At 48.9% G+C, this 19,156-nt stretch carries 18 protein-coding genes; 2 read left to right on the forward strand and 16 right to left on the reverse strand.

The genetic code is table 11. The features are described 5' to 3' along the window. Window positions 1-8: 8 nt before the first annotated feature. The 9 genes from ung to DET62_RS07720 all read right to left on the reverse strand — a co-directional run bounded on the left by ung (window position 9) and on the right by DET62_RS07720 (window position 10,797). A complete protein-coding gene (gene ung / locus DET62_RS07680) occupies window positions 9-659 on the reverse strand; it encodes a uracil-DNA glycosylase (protein ID WP_110013621.1) in 651 nt (216 codons plus the stop codon). A gap of 37 nt (window positions 660-696) precedes the next feature. Continuing rightward, complete coding sequence (gene galE, locus DET62_RS07685) at window positions 697-1,716, reverse strand: UDP-glucose 4-epimerase GalE (RefSeq protein ID WP_110013620.1); 1,020 nt, start codon at window positions 1,714-1,716, stop codon at window positions 697-699. A 41-nt stretch (window positions 1,717-1,757) separates the two neighbouring features. Next, window positions 1,758-2,780: a glycosyltransferase gene (locus DET62_RS07690; RefSeq protein ID WP_110013619.1), complete on the reverse strand. Its 1,023-nt coding sequence runs from the start codon at window positions 2,778-2,780 to the stop codon at window positions 1,758-1,760. After that, the gene (locus tag DET62_RS07695) at window positions 2,777-3,892 is read right to left on the reverse strand and encodes a glycosyltransferase (protein WP_110013618.1); all 1,116 of its coding nucleotides are present in this window, start codon (window positions 3,890-3,892) and stop codon (window positions 2,777-2,779) included. The genes DET62_RS07690 and DET62_RS07695 overlap by 4 nt, the downstream gene beginning before the upstream one ends. Before the next feature lie 2 nt (window positions 3,893-3,894). After that, the gene (locus DET62_RS07700; RefSeq protein ID WP_110013617.1) at window positions 3,895-4,614 is read right to left on the reverse strand and encodes a glycosyltransferase family 25 protein; all 720 of its coding nucleotides are present in this window, start codon (window positions 4,612-4,614) and stop codon (window positions 3,895-3,897) included. Window positions 4,615-4,867: 253 nt separating this feature from the next. Beyond that, window positions 4,868-6,889 carry a S9 family peptidase gene (locus tag DET62_RS07705; protein ID WP_110013616.1) on the reverse strand — a complete coding sequence of 674 codons (2,022 nt, stop codon included), beginning with the start codon at window positions 6,887-6,889 and terminating at the stop codon, window positions 4,868-4,870. Window positions 6,890-7,041: 152 nt separating this feature from the next. Further along, window positions 7,042-8,940 carry a DUF1302 domain-containing protein gene (locus tag DET62_RS07710; RefSeq protein ID WP_243734909.1) on the reverse strand — a complete coding sequence of 633 codons (1,899 nt, stop codon included), beginning with the start codon at window positions 8,938-8,940 and terminating at the stop codon, window positions 7,042-7,044. Window positions 8,941-9,121: 181 nt separating this feature from the next. After that, window positions 9,122-10,051: an FAD-binding protein gene (locus DET62_RS07715; RefSeq protein WP_110013614.1), complete on the reverse strand. Its 930-nt coding sequence runs from the start codon at window positions 10,049-10,051 to the stop codon at window positions 9,122-9,124. Then, window positions 10,048-10,797, reverse strand: coding sequence for an electron transfer flavoprotein subunit beta/FixA family protein (locus tag DET62_RS07720; RefSeq protein ID WP_011233774.1), 750 nt, complete (start codon window positions 10,795-10,797; stop codon window positions 10,048-10,050). Before DET62_RS07720 ends, DET62_RS07715 begins: the two co-directional genes overlap by 4 nt. A 124-nt stretch (window positions 10,798-10,921) precedes the next feature. Here DET62_RS07720 and DET62_RS07725 point away from each other — a divergent pair, with 124 nt between their 5' ends. Then, window positions 10,922-11,287 carry a SufE family protein gene (locus tag DET62_RS07725; RefSeq protein ID WP_110013613.1) on the forward strand — a complete coding sequence of 122 codons (366 nt, stop codon included), beginning with the start codon at window positions 10,922-10,924 and terminating at the stop codon, window positions 11,285-11,287. Window positions 11,288-11,411: 124 nt separating this feature from the next. Here DET62_RS07725 and DET62_RS07730 read toward each other — a convergent pair whose 3' ends face one another. The 4 genes from DET62_RS07730 to DET62_RS07745 all read right to left on the reverse strand — a co-directional run bounded on the left by DET62_RS07730 (window position 11,412) and on the right by DET62_RS07745 (window position 14,098). Then, window positions 11,412-11,723 carry a transcriptional regulator gene (locus tag DET62_RS07730; protein ID WP_051018709.1) on the reverse strand — a complete coding sequence of 104 codons (312 nt, stop codon included), beginning with the start codon at window positions 11,721-11,723 and terminating at the stop codon, window positions 11,412-11,414. A 152-nt stretch (window positions 11,724-11,875) separates the two neighbouring features. After that, entirely contained in the window at window positions 11,876-12,667 is a 792-nt protein-coding gene (gene tcdA / locus DET62_RS07735; RefSeq protein WP_110013612.1) for a tRNA cyclic N6-threonylcarbamoyladenosine(37) synthase TcdA, read from the reverse strand. Next, window positions 12,660-13,079 carry a PAS domain-containing protein gene (locus DET62_RS07740; protein WP_011233771.1) on the reverse strand — a complete coding sequence of 140 codons (420 nt, stop codon included), beginning with the start codon at window positions 13,077-13,079 and terminating at the stop codon, window positions 12,660-12,662. Before DET62_RS07740 ends, tcdA begins: the two co-directional genes overlap by 8 nt. After that, the gene (locus DET62_RS07745) at window positions 13,076-14,098 is read right to left on the reverse strand and encodes a response regulator (protein WP_110013611.1); all 1,023 of its coding nucleotides are present in this window, start codon (window positions 14,096-14,098) and stop codon (window positions 13,076-13,078) included. The genes DET62_RS07740 and DET62_RS07745 overlap by 4 nt, the downstream gene beginning before the upstream one ends. A gap of 114 nt (window positions 14,099-14,212) precedes the next feature. Here DET62_RS07745 and DET62_RS07750 point away from each other — a divergent pair, with 114 nt between their 5' ends. Next, complete coding sequence (locus tag DET62_RS07750) at window positions 14,213-15,064, forward strand: thymidylate synthase (protein WP_034818473.1); 852 nt, start codon at window positions 14,213-14,215, stop codon at window positions 15,062-15,064. A gap of 209 nt (window positions 15,065-15,273) precedes the next feature. Here DET62_RS07750 and lgt read toward each other — a convergent pair whose 3' ends face one another. The 3 genes from lgt to ptsP are packed head-to-tail and all read right to left on the reverse strand — an operon-like array spanning window position 15,274 to window position 19,153. Next, on the reverse strand, window positions 15,274-16,065 hold the full coding sequence (gene lgt / locus DET62_RS07755) for a prolipoprotein diacylglyceryl transferase (RefSeq protein ID WP_034818474.1): 792 nt from the start codon (window positions 16,063-16,065) through the stop codon (window positions 15,274-15,276). Window positions 16,066-16,088: 23 nt separating this feature from the next. Next, window positions 16,089-16,880, reverse strand: coding sequence for a sulfite exporter TauE/SafE family protein (locus DET62_RS07760; RefSeq protein ID WP_011233765.1), 792 nt, complete (start codon window positions 16,878-16,880; stop codon window positions 16,089-16,091). A 2-nt stretch (window positions 16,881-16,882) separates the two neighbouring features. After that, window positions 16,883-19,153 (reverse strand): phosphoenolpyruvate--protein phosphotransferase, encoded by a 2,271-nt coding sequence (ptsP, locus tag DET62_RS07765; protein WP_034818547.1) that lies wholly within the window; start codon window positions 19,151-19,153, stop codon window positions 16,883-16,885. Between the last annotated feature and the right edge of the window lie 3 nt (window positions 19,154-19,156).

Raw genomic sequence — 19,156 nt, forward strand, 5'->3', positions numbered from 1 at the left:
TACGTGAACTACACCCACCGAATGGGCTGGCGGCCGTGTTGCTGTAAATAATCGTTGGTTTTGCGGAAATGGTTGGCGTCGAAGAACCCGCGATGCGCTGATAACGGCGATGGGTGAGGTGCGGTCAGAATGCAATGTTTGTTGCCGTCAATAAGCGGTACTTTCTTCTGCGCGTGCGAGCCCCAGAGCAAAAACACCACATGATCGGTTGCGTCCGACACTTTGCTGATAACGGTATCGGTGAAGGTTTCCCAGCCCCAACTGGCGTGACTGTGCGCATTACCCTGCTCTACCGTAAGTACCGTATTCAGCAACAACACACCCTGCTCGGCCCAGCTGGTTAAATCACCATGCTGTGGCAATACCGTATCGGGGTAATCTATGGCTATGGCTTTAAACATGTTGCGCAGCGACGGCGGAAACTTGACGCCTTCGGGTACCGAAAAACTTAAACCATGCGCCTGACCGGGGCCGTGGTATGGGTCCTGCCCCAGAATAACCACTTTAATGTTTTCCGGGTCGGTGAGCTTAAGTGCGTTGAAGACGTCTTCTTTGGGCGGATACACTACGGTTTCCTGCCGCGCCTGCTCTACGCGCTGCCACAGTTGCTGAAAATAAGGCTTCTGCTTTTCTTCGGCTAAAAGAGTGCTCCAGGGCATGGTCCTATTCCTTTGTTTTGTGTCAGGCTACAATTAATTACGTTTCATAACCATTAGGGTTTTGGCGTTGCCACCGCCACGCGTCTCTCACCATATCTTCCAGGCTGTGTTGTGCCGTCCAGTTTAGTTCTTGCTGAATTTTCGCGGTATCTGCCCAGAATGCCGCTAAGTCACCCTGTCTTCTCGTTTCAAAGGTAAAAGGTACTGACACATTATTCGCCTTCTCGAAGGCCTTAACCATGTTCAGCACCGACACTGGCTGACCGGTTCCTAAATTGTAGGTATGTACTCCCGAGTGCTGCGCACATTTCTCAGCAGCCACCTGGTGGCCTTTAGCTAAATCGACTACATGAAGATAATCACGCTCGCAGGTACCATCCTCGGTCGGGTAGTCGTTTCCAAAAATGGATAACTTGTCTCTTCGCCCTATGGCTACCTGTGTGATAAAGGGCAACAAATTATTAGGAATACCTTTTGGGTCTTCACCAATAAGTCCGCTGGGGTGCGCGCCAATAGGATTAAAATAGCGAAGTAAGCTGACCGACCAGTCCGGGTTTGCATGAGCTAAGTCGGTGAGTATACGCTCCACTATGGCTTTGCTCTCCCCATAAGGGTTGGACGTACTGCCTCGCGGCATAGATTCAACATAAGGCACAGGCGCTTCAGCGCCATAAACCGTTGCTGATGAACTAAAAATGATGCTTTTCACTCCAGACTTATGCATCGCCGAACATAAAGACAAAGTTCCGTTTACATTCGTATCGTAGTACTCCAGAGGCTTGTTCACGCTCTCGGCTACGGCTTTTAGTCCGGCAAAATGGATAACGCTGTCGATGTCGTGAGTTGCTAAAATTTCCGCTACTTTAACGGTATCGCGCACATCGCCCTGAATAAAGGTCAGCGGCTTGCCCGTAATTTCCTGCACTTGCCTCAGACTCTGCTCAGAGCTGTTAACTAAGTTATCCAGAACGACCACCTCGTGTCCCGCAATGATTAACTCAACTACAGTGTGTGACCCAATGTAACCGGCACCTCCGGTAACTAAAATTTGTGACATAGCCGTCCGCTTGATAACTGGTGTTATTTATTCTAACTAACTTACCGATGTTGTACTAACCGCTTCAACTGCTGCTGATAAAAGCTAATAACTTCTGCACATTTAGCCTGCGGTTCGAAATTACTCATATCATAGCTTACCGGAGAAGAGTTCTCAGCCGCCTGACGCATTTGAGTTGCCAGTTGTTGCGCGTTACCAATTTCACTTAACGGATAGCCGAAATATGATTGTAAATACTTTCCGCCCTCTGAAGCGGTTGCGACAACCGGAAGCTCAGCATGCATTGCCTCAAGGAAAACCAATCCGAAAGGTTCGCTGTTGGCTGCACTCACAAAGACATCAAAACACGCCAGCCAGTCCTGCGGCTGTTGAGAAAACCCCGGCATAACAATACTATCGTCAGCTTTATCTCTAATAGACTGCCAGTTTTTTCCATCACCAACAATTACCAGACGGCTATTAGGCACCTCAGCTAAGTTAAAAGCATCAACTAGCGTTTCGTGTCCTTTACTGGCGACAACACGGCCTAGCGCACCAAAAACTATCGCATCATCAGCTATGTCATATTGCTTGCGTAGCCGCTGGCGTGCATCGCCGCTAGCCGCCAGGGGCTTGCTCCAATTATCTATCTGTGTGCAATTCTGTCGTAAAGCAGCCGGAATCGCATCAAGTTGCCACGGCGCAATAGCGATTAACGCATCCAAGTGTTTATGTTGTTGAGGCTTATAGTAAATATGTAACGTCGCAACTCGTAAACACTGACCTTTCAACCCTTTCAAAGCTTTACAGGCAGCACTCAAATGCGCATGTGCAACGTCTGGATTTATTGTTTTAATGAGTCTACGGCAGCGCCAGCGTGCCAGTCCACGCCAACCACTTACTACATGAATAGTAACGTTTTTATTAATATGCTGGATAATGGCGTTATCGCGTTGCTCAGTGCCCCGGCAATGCAAAATCATACTGACATCGTGCCCGGCTTCCGCCTGCAGATTAGCCAGTTCTACCGCATGCCGTTCACTACCCGCAAAGCTGTGTGTCAAAATGGCATGTACTATTTTCATACACCAGTCCCTGCTGCCTTTGCTGCTGCAATATAGTGCTCAAGGACTCGCGTTGGCTCCACTTCTTTACGTAGCGGCCAGGCATTTAAATCAACTTTTTGCCTGTCTCTAAGCAGCTCATCAATTTTTTCGGCAAGTAGCTGAGGATTGTTACGAGGCACTAGCCATTCCGGATGAAAGTTAGCCACAATTTCTTTGGGCCCATGCGGACAGTCAGTAGATACAAAGGGTGTCTCACACATTAATGCTTCATTAAGCACATTAGGAAAACCTTCAAAGTCAGAACTTAACGCTAGCAAGCGTGCATGGCGTATCCATGGGTACGGATTTTGGACTAATCCAGGCGTTATCACACAATGGTTTAAATCTCGTAATTTTAATTGCTTTTTGAGCTTTTTTGATATTCGGGTTAATAATACCAGTTTCAGATTGGGGTGACTTTTTCGTAATATTGCAAAAGCGTCAAATAATACGTCATGGCGTTTAGCGCGAGCAAAGCGGCCTATGTGTAAAATATAGTCACTATCAACCGTCACCTGCTCCGGCTCCCTGGATTCGCGCTCAACTTGTTCTGCATCAAGCGGATTAAGAATTGTAGTAATTTGACTTGGTTTCAACCAGTCTAACTCACGAATTTCGTCAGCCAGCCCTTGTGATACGGCTATAATTGAACGACCATTGAGTACCTTCTTTTTTCGTAATAAACGGCGGTGTTTTAGTATCCCACGCCGACTAGCCAGCAATTCTTCGACTACCGATGTATGAACAACATAGTGGCGTTTAGCAGAAGTCTGTAATTGCGCCACAATTAAATGTGATTCATCCAAGTGTGAGAAAACCGCGTCAATAGAGCCTTCAGCTTCAATATCGTCAAAAACCTGTTGCAGTAGTTTTGTAGCGAGCCGTCTTTTAAAAAAGAAATCGATATTCTTCGGTGTATCCAACGGTAAAAAATGTAGATTCGGAAAGTCATCTGTACGGTAGTGAGCTTGCTGAGATAACACCACCAAATGACTTTCTATATCATTATCTAACATTAACTGATGTAAGCGTAAGCAAACTTTCTCAGCCCCGCCGCTGGTCAGGGTGGGAATTACAGTAACAATTTTCATGCTTATGTCCGGCTCCTACGCTGTTGCCATTTAAAGCGTAACATTTCCTTTATTTTTACCAAACGCCTTTTCTGTTTATCTTTTCGTTGCTCAATTTGCTGAATTTCGCTTAAGAAACTCAAATTATGCCCTGCTACATAAGGAGTGAGTCCCAGCACTTTAATCGGTACTTCCCACTGCCATTGTAAATCCACATCGACAGGACGGAAGAAACTCGATCTTGCAGCCAGCAAACGTTTGGCGGCTTCATAGCTGACCACTTGGGCGCACGTTCCGGATGGCGCTTTGTCATAACTCACCAGACTAAATCCATCCTGCTTTTCCAAGGGGGTTTCCTGACGAGACTTAAATGGATTGCCTAGTTTAATAAATGACCAGGGGTATTCCAGTTGTTCCAAAACGCCATGGATTTTAACGAAATCCTCATTCAGATGCAGATCATCTTCCAAAATGACGGCGTAATCGAGCTTCTCATCGACAATTTTCTGCCAACAGCGAATATGGCTTAAATAACAACCGACTTCGCCCCATGTCAGATCATAATGATAACGCTGCTGAGCCGTTGATTTATCAAAGCAGGCTCGCTCAGATTCCGTCAGTTTACTTCCATCAGCGGCACTGACACGTTCAAATGGAATATTTAAAGCATCAAGCTGTGTTTTGGCGTCGGCCAGCCGCTGTTTAGAACGATCTAAATTAATCAAAAAGGTTTTGTAATTCATGCAATGCTTTTTGTTTATAAGTGAGTGTCTTCGAATACGCTTTAAAGCTGTGTATACGTAGAAAGGATATGGCAAAATATGTGCGTATTAAACACGGTTTTGACTACTGACGCAATTAACTGAATGTGAAAAGACTCACTGCAGAAAAATCTGCAATGAGCCTCCGGTAGTCGTTTTTTCTGAATAATGTTGTCAGACGCGCAAGCCTGGCGTTTACGTCAGGAACGGCATCCCACCAGACATGAATGTCAGGCTACTTTGTCTTTCCTTTGTACTTTTCAAACCAATGCAGAATATAAGCTACTTTGTTCATCAGGTTACTGGGCCGCGCGTAAATACCATGGCCTGAGTCCTGAATGCGAACCATAGCGGTGTCCACACCTTTCAATTTCAGTGCCTGATAGTACTGCTCGGTTTCTGACATAGGCGTGCGGTAGTCGTTTTCACCGGTCAGCAGCATGGTTGGCGTAGTCACATTGCCGACATAGCTGATAGGCGAATACTTCATGTAATGTTCCATATTCTCCCATGGCAGACCGGGGAACCAGTACTGATAGAAAAAGTTGTACATATCGGCGGTAAGCACAAAGCTGTACCAGTTAATAACCGGCTTAGCCACAACCGCCGCTTTAAAGCGGTCGGTATGGCCGACTATCCAGGCGGTTAGCACGCCGCCGCCACTACCACCGGTAACGTAAAGCTCGTCTTTATCGATAAAGCCTTTGTTAATAACTGCGTCTACGCCGTCCATTAAGTCGTTGTAGTCGTGGCTGGGGTAGTTGTGGTGAATTTCATTGGCAAAGTCCGAACCATAACTGGTACTGCCCCGCGGGTTGGTATAAAGCACCACGTAGCCGGCCGCAGCAAATAACTGAATTTCAGCCGCAAAGCGCGGACCATAGTTAGTGTGCGGACCACCGTGGATTTCCAGCATTAGCGGATAATCTTTGTCTTTATCGAAACCCGGTGGATAGGCTATCCAGCCCTGCAGGTCGAGGCCGTCAACACTCGATTTATAGTTAATTTCTTCTACTTTAGCTAACTGCTTGTGCGCCAGCGCGTCCTCGTTTAACCGGGTGAGCTGCTGTACATCTCCGTCGTCCCACCGTGCCAGCTCCGCCGGACGCATTGGGTTGGAGATGGTGAACGCTATGCGGTCGTTTTTGGCTACGCTGAAGTCACCTCCGCCATATGGCCGGGCATAAGACAGACCGCCGACTCTGTTGGTCAGTTGGGTATGATCTCCGTCTAAGTCGGTGCGCGCCAGCTGTCCGACCCCATTGTTGTCGTAGGTAAAGTAAACACCTTCGCTGTCGCGGTCCCATTCAAACCCGGTAACACTGCGGTCTAAGTCTCCTGTCAGCAGTTCGACATCGGAACCGTCTAAGTCCATTACGTACAAATTAGCCGCCTGAAAGCTCATTTTGGTGTCGTCATAACCGGTAAAAGCAATTTTCTCGCCGTTTGGAGAGACTTTTGGCGAACCGTCGGGGCCGTCACGCTCTGTCATTGCGGTAATTTCTTTGGTACTTAGAGTTAAGCGGTAAATTTCACTGTTAACTGGCTGACGGAATGCGTCATCACGGCGGTTTGCCGAAAAGAAAATATGCTTACTGTCCGGCGACCACGAGAGTTGCCCACCGTGATTAAATTCTTCGTCTGTTAGCTGACGCGGAGAGCCACCGGTCGCCGGAATAACATAGATTTGCTGGTGTCCGTCTTTGGCATAACCACCGCCGTCATAACGGTAGTTGCCTTTGTCGATATACTTAGGCGCAGCAGTCCAGTCGGCACCTTCGGGTTTGCCCGGTAAGCTGACCGGTGCCGGTTGCGATTTAGGTGTAAACATGGAAAACGCAATTTGGCTGCCGTCGGGTGACCAGCTTAAGCCAGACGGCGCTTGTGTTAGCTGAGTAACTGCTGCGCTGTCACCGGAATCGACCCAGTAAATATGCACTTGCGGGGAGCCGGTTTCGGTTGATACGTACGCCAGGCGGTCGCCACTGGGTGACCAGACCGGCTGGCTTTCACTGCCCTGACTGCCGGTTAACGGGCGAATATCACCGTCTGGCAGGCTGGCCCATAAACGCCCCACTTTGCGATCGTTGTTTATGTCCATAGACTGACGAACAAATACTGTCCATTCGCCGCTGGGATGAATAGTTGGTGATGATGCGTATTCCAGCGTGAAGATGTCTTCTAACTGGAGTTTTTCCTGGGCTGCGGCTGTACCTGAAAGCATCAGCGCCGCCGCTGTTATTATCCATTTTTTCATTGTTGTTCTCCCGGAAAATGTAACCTGCCGTGATGTAGCCTGACATTTATGTCAGGTGAGATATTGTTCCTGACATAAATGTCAGGCTACATAATAAAAAAACCGCCTCAGTAGAGACGGTTTTATCGTGATTCACGGTGTGAATCAATGTATTAGAACGCGTATGAGAAGCTGACTGACGCATAATCGCGGTCAGAAAGCGGATCGAGTTCTTCATCAGAATACATGGTGTAACCTAAGCTAACCTTGTAGGTTGACAGGTAGTCGGCTACCAAATTCAAACCTAATGACTTACGACCTTCAATAAAGTTACTGTTAGTTGAGTAGCCGTTTACGTCATGGTTAAACTGAATAGTTGGGTTTAAACCCCAGCCCTGCCAAACGTTTGAATATTCAAACTGGAAGCGAGTGCGGTAACCCCAGGCAGTAGATGTAGCAAAACCCTCGCAATTACCGACTCGGCTTTGGAATTGTTGTGCAACATCACCACGGCCAGCCTGCTCGGCTGCCCCAATAAGCGGGTTCATATCAGCCTGAGTTAAACACTTACCATACAATGGCAGACGACCATAACGTTGCTCTTGTAATCCCGGCATGTCGTGAACGTTATTCATCGCTACTTCACCCACGAAAGTCATGCGATCAGAGCCCCACAAGCGGTCAACAAAACGCACAAAGCTTAACTGGGTTTGACTAACGTCTAAACGGTCATAACCATGAGCTAAACCATTACCGCCAAACGGGGTGTTATTAAAGCGGTTTGAAAAGGTACTTGGCACATTTGGACGCAGACCAGTCGTTAAAATTTCGGTGGTGTTAATTTGCACAGGCACACCATCACGGTAACTGTATTCACCGGAAACTGACCATAGGCCTAAGTTAGTACTAAAACTAAAGCCATACACTTCGGTGTCTTCTGGGTACTCGAGTACTAACCGGGGGCCATCAATAGGGTAGCCATTAGGAGAAGACCAGGTAAAACCAAGATCAAGAGGCGATACGCCTTCCTGGCTCGCTCGAGGATCTTCTGTCCAGTTATAAGCCGAAATAATAGGCGTATTGTTATGCAGGTTAAGATAATAAACGCCAAATTCAGCGCCAAGATCTAACGAATAATAACGCAGGTTTGCCCCCCACTGGCCGCTGTCAGAGGCTTCTAAAACTGGGTTACTACCAATATAAGCACCTGCTTGTACCGATTCAAAGTCACTTAGGTAACTATTAGGGTCACCCGGAACTAATTGCGGGTTAAGCGTAACCTTGCCGCAACCCGGACCACCAATAATATCAACGCTTGAGAAATACGTACCACAACCATCGAGTTTGGTGTTATCCCACTCGTACTGGTAAAACGCTTCTAAGTTGAGTGAGTTGGTTAAACCAATACTGGTGCTGAACATACCAACTGGCAGCAGGGCTTCTTTAATTTCCGCACCCGGACGACGGGCTGCGTTAACGTCTAACGGGTTAATGTCGTTAATGCCGTTAAAAATAAAAGAGCTTTCACCCCAGCTTAATACCTGGCGGCCCAAACGAACGTTAGTTGGCATGCCACCTAAGTCAAAGTTAGCGTAAACGAAGGCATCCAATAGTTCGACACCTTTACCTTGTGAGTAATCGTCAAAGATATCGTCATTTAATTTGGTATCAGAATAATAATTGTTACCCGCGTGACCATGCGGCATATTTTCTTCTGAAACCACATGATCGTACCAATAGTTGAAACGAATAAAGGCACCATGACTGCCGCCATCAATGCTTAAATCGTGTACGCCTTTGAATACCGACGAGACTAAGTCACCCTTATCGAAGTTAAGGTTACCGTCGTCGCCGACACTAGAACCTGCCGTTCCGCCAGCCATGTTACCCGGATGAATCAGATGGTTAGCCTGATCTTCCATACGCCACGCTGCGCCGTAAGACAGAATAGAATCGAATTTAATTTCATAATCGCCGACTTCAAAGTCAGCTGCCTGGCCTGATGCTGCAAAGCTCAGTGCAATGGCCGTAGCCAGAGGAAGTTTTTTTAGCATAGTTGTTCTTCTTTTCATTGTGAGCCACCTAATCTTTTTAACTTGTTTGGCGGTTATGTCTGAATCATGTCCGATGAGTTAAAAATATGCAAGTATATGAACACGAAAATATAACAAGTTGTTAGAAAAAGTGCGGGGAAATGTCGCTACTGACGGCTAAAACTGCGCGTCAGTAGCGGTTTTAACAGCTCTATAGGCGTTAGATTTTGCTGTTTAATTCCGGTAGTACATCGAATAAGTCGGCAACTAACCCGTAGTCTGCGACCTGAAAGATAGGTGCTTCTTCGTCTTTGTTTATGGCAACAATGACTTTAGAGTCTTTCATACCGGCTAAGTGCTGGATAGCACCACTAATGCCTACCGCAATATAAAGCTGCGGTGCAACAATTTTACCGGTTTGACCAACCTGCATGTCGTTAGGTACGAAACCGGCGTCTACTGCAGCGCGTGATGCACCTACGGCAGCGCCCAGTTTGTCGGCGACGTCTTCCAGCAAGTGGAAGTTTTCGCCGTTCTGCATACCACGACCACCAGAAATAACGATTTCTGCTGAAGTCAGGTCAGGACGTTCTGATTCTGCCAGTTGCTCTTCAACAAACTCCGATTTGTCGTTGTTAAAAACAGAATCGATGCTTTCAACTTCGCCGCTACCGCCTTCTTCTGCGACAGCATCGAACGCTGTTGCACGAACGGTAATGACTTTGATTTTGTCTTCTGACTGCACGGTGGCAATGGCGTTACCCGCATAGATAGGACGCTTAAAGGTGTCGTCGCTTTCTACCGAGATAATGTCAGACACCTGCGCTACGTCTAATAATGCAGCAACGCGCGGCATGAAGTTTTTGCCGGTAGTTGTGGCCGGAGCCAGAATGTGGCTGTAGTTTTTACCTAAGTCGGCTACCAATTCGCTAATGTTTTCCGCCAACTGATGCTCGTAAGCTTCATTGTCTGCCAGCATGACTTTTTTCACGCCGTCGGCTTTTGCTACGTTTTCAGCAACGGTTGAGCACCCTTTGCCGGCAACCAGTACCTCGATGTCGCCACCGATTTTCTGTGCAGCGGCTAACGTTTTCAGGGTTGATGGATCAACCGCGTTATTGTCGTGTTCTGCTACCACTAAGATGCTCATAATACTTTCGCCTCGTTTTTCAGTTTGTCGACCAGCTCATCTACGTCAGCGACTTTCACGCCGGCACTACGTTCCGCAGGCGTTTCAACTTTCAGTAGCTTAATAGTGCGCTTAACTTCCACACCCAGTTCGTCCGGAGTTGTGGTTTCCAGCGGCTTACGCTTGGCTTTCATAATGTTTGGCAACGATGCATAACGCGGCTCGTTCAGGCGCAGGTCGGTGGTGACAACCGCTGGCAGAGTCAGCTTAACGGTTTGCAGTCCGCCATCGATTTCACGAGTGACGTTAACAAAACCGTCGCCCACTTCCACTTTAGACGCGAAAGTGCCCTGTGGCATACCGGTTAAAGCACCCAGCATCTGGCCGGTCTGGTTGTTGTCTGAGTCGATAGACTGTTTGCCCAGAATAACCATGTCGGGGCCTTCTTTCTCTACTACGCCTTTTAAGATTTTGGCGGCAGATAAAGAGTCAGGCATGTCGTCGGTTTCAACCTGAATAGCACGGTCTGCACCTAGTGCTAAGGCGGTGCGAAGTTGTTCTTGAACCGCTTTAGGGCCAATAGAAACGACAACCACTTCGTCTGCTGTGCCTGCTTCTTTCAGGCGTACGGCTTCTTCTACCGCAATTTCACAGAATGGGTTAAGTGCCATTTTGACGTTTGCCAAATCGACATCGGACTGATCTGGTTTAACGCGCACCTTGACGTTGTAGTCAATGACGCGCTTAACCGCGACAAGTATCTTCATGTTGTCTTCCTTTTTCTGGAATGTTCTGAATGTTGGTATTTATTATGTTGCCATTATCCTAGACTGGCGTCGATCTCACAAGTTATGGGAGAATAAAACTCTATTGCCGTAAGGGAGAGTTTACATGGCCAGCTGGGAACAGCTTTTTCGTCACTTAGTTCAACAAGCTAAAAGTCTACCAGAATACCCGTCGGAATGTCGTGATGACGATCATCTGGTGGGTGGCTGCGAGGCTCGGGTGTGGCTGTGGCTGGATACTTCTGATGTGGAGGCCGTAGTAATTCGTTTTGACTCGGAGTCACGCATAGTGCGCGGCTTGTTGGCGTTTTTGCAACAACGGCTGGATGGCTGCCCGGTAGCGGAAATAGCGGCCTTTGACATTGACGCCTTTTACCGCGCCGAAGGCCTGGACAACGCGCTCAGCCCCTCGCGCAGCAACGGCCTGTACCAGGTAGCCAAAACCTTGAAGCTGCGGGTTATTGAGGCGTGAGAGAGCGCTGAGGTTATAGGAACTACTGCGGAGGACGCCCGTGAATACATCCCTGTAGGGCTTGGGCAGCGCCATCCTTGGCGCTGCACACCTCCGCAGTAGCTCCCATAACTGTCGGGCGCGCTCACGATACCTTCAATGTACGGCGCTTTAACCGAGCGGATGCCGGAACCAGGCCAACTTTTAGTCCAAAAGGCTTAAACAGTCTATTAATGACATCACTAGAATAATTACCCAAGTCATTTTCCACTTCCGAAACGGTCTTTCGGGAAGTTTTCGTGAGCTCGGCATAGTCGCTTTGATTCATTGCAGTAATTTTTTTTCTGAACTCCTGCAACGCTTGTCCCTGGCTTATTTCACCCTGTAATAGCTGTAGCGCAATGCGCTCAATAAGAGCTTCTCGCTCTTCGCCGCTAAGCCGGTTATTTTTGCTCATAGCAGCCCCCAGAGTTTCAACTTTCTTGGAATACTTGCTAACCCGCCTTCGGACATAGTTATAATAATGTACAGCACACACTTAAAATTGAGTGATATTACACTCAAAATAGACAAAAAAATCTATTTTTGCAACCTATATCACGCAAAAGATTATTTTTTGGATGTCAATCGCTTCAATAATGTAGCGGTGGCTTGCATGGCGAAGCTGCAGGTGACTACCATGGCGGCGCCAAAGCCGGAGCTGCAGTCCATGCGCATGGTGCCGGAGCCCGGTTTTTGCAGCGTGACTTCGCCTTCGTGTTCACCGGAAATTATTGGATAGCGCAACTGCTCTTCGGAATAGACACAGTCAACGCCCCATTTACGTTTGGGGTTCTTGGAAAAGCCGTAGTCGCGGCGCAGTTGTGAGCGCACCTTAGCCAACAACGGGTCTTGTTTGGCTTTGGCAAGGTCACCGACGCGGATCATACCAGGGTCTATCTGCCCACCCGCTCCGCCGCACACCACTATGCGTAACTTGCGACGCTTGCACCAGGCCACCAAAGCAGACTTAGTATTAACGCTGTCTATGGCATCGAGCACGGCATCGGCGCCGGTTAAGTACTCTTCAAAGTTTTCCGGCAGCAAATAGTCGTCAATTACCCGCACTTCGCAGTTAGGGTTAATGCTTTTCACCCGCTGCGCCAGTACTTCGCTCTTAAGCTGGCCTATGGTGTCATCGGTAGCCGGTAGCTGTCGGTTAATGTTAGTGACACACACATCGTCCAGGTCGATTAGCGTTAGCTTACCAATACCTGTACGCGCCAGAGCTTCCACCGCCCATGAGCCAACGCCGCCAAGCCCGGCGACCACAATATGTAACTGCTGAAACTGCGTTAACGACGCTTGTCCGTATACACGGCTTACGCCGCCAAAACGTTGATCAGGTACTTCTTCACTCATGGCTGGGTTGTTCACTCACATCGTAAATAATAATGCCCACCTGGTGCACTTCACCACGCGGGTTCTTCAGCGGAATTAAGGTGACATTCTGGTACATCCATTCACTCTGCCCGCTTATTGGGCGGCTGTGGCGAAAACGAAAGACGTAAGGACGTTGTTGCCAGGTAATAAACACCCGCGAATTTAACTGCCGCACCCGGTCAATTTTACGCTGAAACCAAGCCTCTTCGATACCCGGACAGCAGCGAAATAAGTTTTTATCGCGTACTTCACTAGGCCGCAGGCCACTGTGATTCTGCATAAACTCGTTCCACATCTGAATGTTGTTGTCGTTATCAATAACCACAATACCGACATCAATGGCGCCCAGAATGCTCAGTTTACTGTGCAGTTCGTCCATATCGTCTATCATTCGTCGTCTCCCTGAAGCCAATGAGCCAGCTGCTGGTCAAGAATTTTAACCGCGTCGGCCGGAAATAACAGCAGTAAGTCGAAAGCCAGTTTGTGCTCCGGTAACTGATAACCTATTTCTATTGCCAGAATTTTCTGCCAGCGATGTTCGCCATGTTTAATTAATTCCCGCATTGACTGATGTTCGCCTAACAGCACCGGCTGCGACGCCGCAAATTCCACATGCAGTTGCTGGCCTAAGCCGTTTAAACACGCCGAGGACAAAATGGAGGCGACATCCATTAATGACTCTATGCGTTGCTGCTTAATTGAGCCGCTTTCACCAAGCTTGGCGCCCAGCAACTTGCCAATATCGTCAATAGAGGCGTCATTAAACAGCGTTAGCGCTTCGCCAAGAATACCGCTGCCGGAAAACCCCTGACTTACCGCGGCCACCTGCTTGTTGGTGTCGATAGACTCTATGGCCATGTGCAGCTCGGAAGGGGCGATAAAATTGACATTAGGTACAGGCAGTTCAATAAAGGTATCCAGCACCCGGGCTAAGTGATCACCTGCTTGCCCCATGGCAACGTTCGATACTTCCCGGTAAACATCCAGCGGATTCGCCGGAGCCTGTGGTGTTTCATCGGCCAGTTTAAGCTGACCCGCGGCCGGTTGGTACAAACCAAATTGCTGCAACAGAGTTTGTATGTCTTCTGGCTTCATGGGCTTTTTCACAAAAGCCATAGCCCCCAGCGCCTGCACACGCTTTTGAGCCTCGGGCTGAATGTCACCGGACACGACAATAACCAGAGTCTCTAGTTGCTCTTCTTTTATAGCCTGCAGAGTTTCGTAGCCGTCTTTTACCGGCATGTTTAAGTCCAGAAACAGTACTTCGGCGCGACCTTCGCGCACGCACGTCAGCGCCTGCTCTCCGTGCTCCGCCTGGTGAACCTCTGCATCCCAGTCATCTGGCAGCGTGCGTAGTAGCTGCTTACGCGCCATTTTGGAATCATCGCACAGGGTGACTTTTAACGTCATAGATTCAGGCTCCCGGCCATTGTTGAATGCTTTTATTCTAGCGCACACAGTAGCCTGATGCTATTGCATCAGGTACGATATAAAACATTACGCACAACACAATTTATTTAAAAAATGAAGCAATACTTACAACTGTGTCAACGCATTGTCGACGAAGGGGTCTGGGTTAAAAATGAACGTACAGGCATTAATTGTCTAACGGTTATAAACGCCGACTTAGAGTACGACGTTGCCAACAACCAATTCCCGCTAATTACTACCCGGAAAAGCTATTACAAGTCGGCTATTGCTGAACTTTTAGGCTATTTACGTGGCTACGATAGCGCCGCTCAATTCCGCGATATTGGCTGCAAAACCTGGGACGCCAATGCCAACGAAAACCAGGCATGGCTGAATAATGCGAATCGCAAAGGCGAAGACGACATGGGCCGCGTTTACGGTGTGCAGGGGCGCTCATGGCAAAAGCCGGATGGCAGCCACTTAGACCAGCTGGAAAAGGTCATTAATAACCTGTCGAAAGGCATTGATGACCGTGGGGAAATTGTTACTTTCTATAACCCTGGTGAATTTGAACTGGGTTGTTTGCGTCCGTGCATGCATACCCACAACTTTTCGCTGTTAGGCGACACGCTTTACCTAACCTCTTACCAACGCAGCTGTGACGTGCCACTGGGACTCAACTTTAACCAAATTCAGTGCTTTGCTCTTTTAGCTTTGGTGGCACAAATTACTGGTCACAAGCCGGGCAAGGCCTACCACAAGATAGTGAACGCTCACATTTATGAGAACCAGCTGGAACTCATGCGTGATGTACAGCTGAAGCGCGAACCTTTCCCGTCGCCTAAGTTGCACATAAATCCAGAAATTAAGTCTCTTGAAGATATTGAAACCTGGGTCAGCAAAGATGATTTCACCGTCAGCGGCTACGAGTGCCACGAGCCTATTAAATACCCATTTGCGGTGTAGCGCTGACGTTTAAGGGCTAAAGGCTGATAAACGGCTGTTGGGGCGCATGTAAGCGTTACGAGTGTTGAGGGGCTCTATGCCAGAGTGTCGAAGGCCATGGATGGCCTTCGTCAAGCGTTCATGGATGAACTTGCAGCGTCTCTGGCATAGAGCCCCTTAACGCTCAAGCGAAACATGTGACCCAACAGCCGCTTCCCGCGACCCCCATTTTAAGCGGCGCGCTTTGCACGTACCATGAGAATAATACCCAGAATAATCATTGGCAGGGTCAGCCATTGGCCCATGGACATGCCGAGTGATAATAAACCTAAGTGTGCATCGGGCTCCCGGAAGAACTCAACTATGAAACGAGCCACGCCGTAGCCTAACAGAAACAACCCGCTAACCGCACCAACGCCTCGGGGTTTGCGCTGGAACCACAGAATAACAGCGAACAACAGCAGGCCTTCTAACAAAGCTTCGTATAACTGTGACGGATGGCGTGGCACCGGCCCGCCACTGGGAAAATACATAGCCCAGGGCACTTCTGCCGCACGCCCCCAAAGCTCGCCGTTAATAAAGTTACCAATGCGTCCGAAAAATAACCCCATAGGCACTAACGGAGCAACAAAGTCGCCTACTTGCAAAAACGAGCGCTGTTTTTTGCGGGCATACAGATACATAGCAGCAATAACACCCAGCAAGCCGCCGTGGAATGACATACCGCCTTCGTGAATGTAGAACAGGTACAACGGGTTATCGATAAAGTAGTCAAAGTGATAGAACAGGGTATAACCAATACGACCACCGAGAATAACGCCGATAAAACCCCAGAACATCAGATCGCTGAATTCTTCTTTGCTCCAGTTAGGGTCTGTTTTGGTCTGGCGCATGCCCCAAAAATAAGCGAAGGCAAAAGCCGCTATATAGGCAAGGCCATACCAGCGAATGTCCAAAGGTCCCCAAATATGAAAAAGAACAGGATCAATGGCGGGAAATTGCCAATAGTCATTAGACGGCACTGCTTGTACTCCCTGCTTTATAGTTAATTAAAAATAAGTTGTATGGCGACCAGAATTAAAAACGCCGCAAAAACGCGCTGTAACTGTTTAACTGGTAATTTGTGCGCCAGTTTAGCACCCAGTGGGGCGAATAGCACCGATGCAACGGAAATCCCTAACCAGGCAGGCACATTAATTAGACCTAAAGCACCGGTTTCCCTACCCGACAACCAGCCATTTAAAATGAACATTACGACCGAGCTGCAACCAATAACAAAGCTGCCGAGCGAGGAAATGGCGATAGCCTGGCGCACCGGTAAGCGCATACGGCTTAAAAATGGCACGGTCAGCGCACCACCGCCAATGCCAACCAGGCCCGATATGGTTCCGATAATATAACTGCCCAGCGCCACTAACCGTTTAGAAACTGAAGTTAATGGTTCGCCAGTTTTCTGCGGAAGTACCATGCGGGCAGCCAGGGCTATTAACACAATTGAGAAAATGATTTTTAACCAGTCCGGATCAACAACAGTGACCAGAAAAGCGCCCGTCATTGCGCCAACAGACAAGCCCGGCAATACCCTAATTAGCCAGAATTTCTCCATCAAACCATGTTTAGCATGCGCACGTGATGCACTGGCTGTGGTCATGCAAATGGTTGCCAGACTGGTGGCAATTGCGCTGGGGACAACCAGCTCCGGCGGCACGCCAATAATAGGCAGTAAATAAATGAGTAGTGGCACAATAACCAGACCACCGCCAATACCTAGCAAGCCGGCTAATAAACCCGCCACTGCTCCGCCGCCAATACACCAAATCCAGGTGGTGAGTAACATGCTTATTTCCCTGCTCTGACAAAACCACCGAGTCCGATGCTTTCCATCTTCTCGGCAATCATTTTGCGAATTTGATCGGGGTTACGTGCCTGCAAAGCTTTAGCCAGCATCACGTTTAACGTGCTGGAACGCACATTACGCAGTATCCAGCGCACCCGGTCGACGTTATAACTGTTCATACTGAGCTGTCGATAACCCATAGCCACCAGCAGTAAAGCACCGCCCGGATCACCGGCTAACTCGCCGCAGACACTAACGGGCTTACCAATTTCTTCGCAGCGCCGGGCGATTTCATCCAGGCTGGCTAATACTGCCGGGTGGTAGGCGTCATAAAGGCTGGCAACGCGGCGGTTATTCCTGTCCACCGCCAGCAAATACTGTGTCAGGTCATTACTGCCGACCGAGAAAAAGTCGACTTTGCTGGCCATAGCCGGCAACTGATAAATAGCGGCGGGCACTTCTATCATCACGCCCAGCTGCGGCTGAAACAGGTTAACACCCACTTCACAGCCCTGCTCTTCGGCTACCTCAAAATACGCTTGTTTGATAAGCCGTGACGCTTCGTCAACTTCGCTGGTGCTGGTTATCATGGGCAGCAAAATACGCAAATTGCTTTTGCCAATACTGGCTCGCAACATAGCGCGAATTTGAATCAGGAAAATTTCCGGATGGTCCAGAGTTAACCTTATACCGCGCCACCCCAGAAATGGGTTGTCTTCTTTTAACGGAAAATAGGGTAGCGGCTTGTCTCCGCCAACATCCAGAGTACGCATAACCACTGGCTGATCAGGAAACTGATCCAGCACTTCCTGATACATTTCGGTTTGTTCGTCTTCTGTGGGCAATTGGTCGCGCATCATGAAAGGTATTTCTGAGCGATACAGACCCACGCCATCGATGTTCAGCGTTTTCAGGTAGTCGTGAGTAACATCCAGCCCAAGGTTCAGGTGCAGGCTTATGCGCTGACCATCCTGCGTTTCTGCAGGCAAATGACTGTGCTCGGTAACAATGTCACGCAGTTCTTGTTCTTCTTCGGCTAACTGATGAAACTGAGTTAATACTTGCGCTGGCGGGTCCACATAAATTTCGCCAGTGTAGCCATCTACTGCCAGCAAGCGGTCGGAGAAGAAGTGCAGCTCGATGTCGTCGACACCCAGCACCGCCGGAATGTTCATGCTGCGCGCCATAATAGCGGCATGCGAGTTACTCGAACCATTTAATGAAATGATACCGGCAATTTGGTCTCGCGGCAGCTCGGCCAACATTGAAGCAGTGACTTCGTCCGCTATCAAAATGAAGTTGTCCGGCAAGGGCTTGCGTTTGCGCTGACGGTTTTGTAAGTGCAACAGCACCCGCTGACCTATGTCACGCACATCGGTGGCGCGTTCTTGCAGATAAGAGTCTTCTAATGCCTCAAACTGAGCAACAAACTGCTCGACCACGTATTTTAATGCGGTTTGCGCGCGCCAGCCTTCTTTAATCATGTTTTCGACGGCGTCGCCCATACTGGCCGCGTCCAGCATGCCCTGGTACACATCGAAAATTGCCAGCGTATCATCCGGCACCTGCCCCGCCATGCGCCTGGACAGTTCTTTTAAGTCGGCTCGGGTACGTGCAACCGCCTGACGGAACTTGCGAATTTCGTGAATGGGTTTGTCGGAACGTCGTGGAGTCACTTCATCTATACGCGCTTCTGGTCGCGACACATAAGCCTCACCCACGGCCACACCGGGCGAACCGGGCAAGCCCCTTAAGCTGTGTATCCAGGGGGAGTGTTCACTAACCAGCAAACCTTTGGCATCGGCATGCGCTATAACTGCCGCCAACTGCGCTGCCAAAGTAACAATAAAAGCTTCTTCTTCACGACTAAAACTGCGCGCCACACTTTGATGCACCACCACTATACCCAGCACTTTGCGGCGGTGGATAATAGGAGCGGCTAGTAAGCCCTTATAAATATTCTCGTTGGTGTCGCTGAGTTTTTTGTTGGCGGGATGCATACTGGCATCGGCAATGTTTAGCGGCTCTTCTCGTTGTGCCGCTAAACTGATAATACCTTCGCCAAAGTCGACCCGGACGGGTTTTCCGTCTTCGGCACGCAAGCCGTCACTGGCCGCCATAACAAACTGACGCTGGTCGTTGTCGGCCAAAAATACACTGCAACTGTCGGTTTCTAAGGCTTCGCGCACCTGACTCACCATGGTAGTTAATGCCATGTTGAAATCAGGCGCTTTATTGACGCCCTGGACTATCCTTTGCAATGTAACCAACATCAT

It is taken from the genome of Idiomarina sp. H2 (assembly GCF_004364275.1).
Classification (GTDB): Bacteria; Pseudomonadota; Gammaproteobacteria; order Enterobacterales; family Alteromonadaceae; genus Idiomarina; species Idiomarina loihiensis.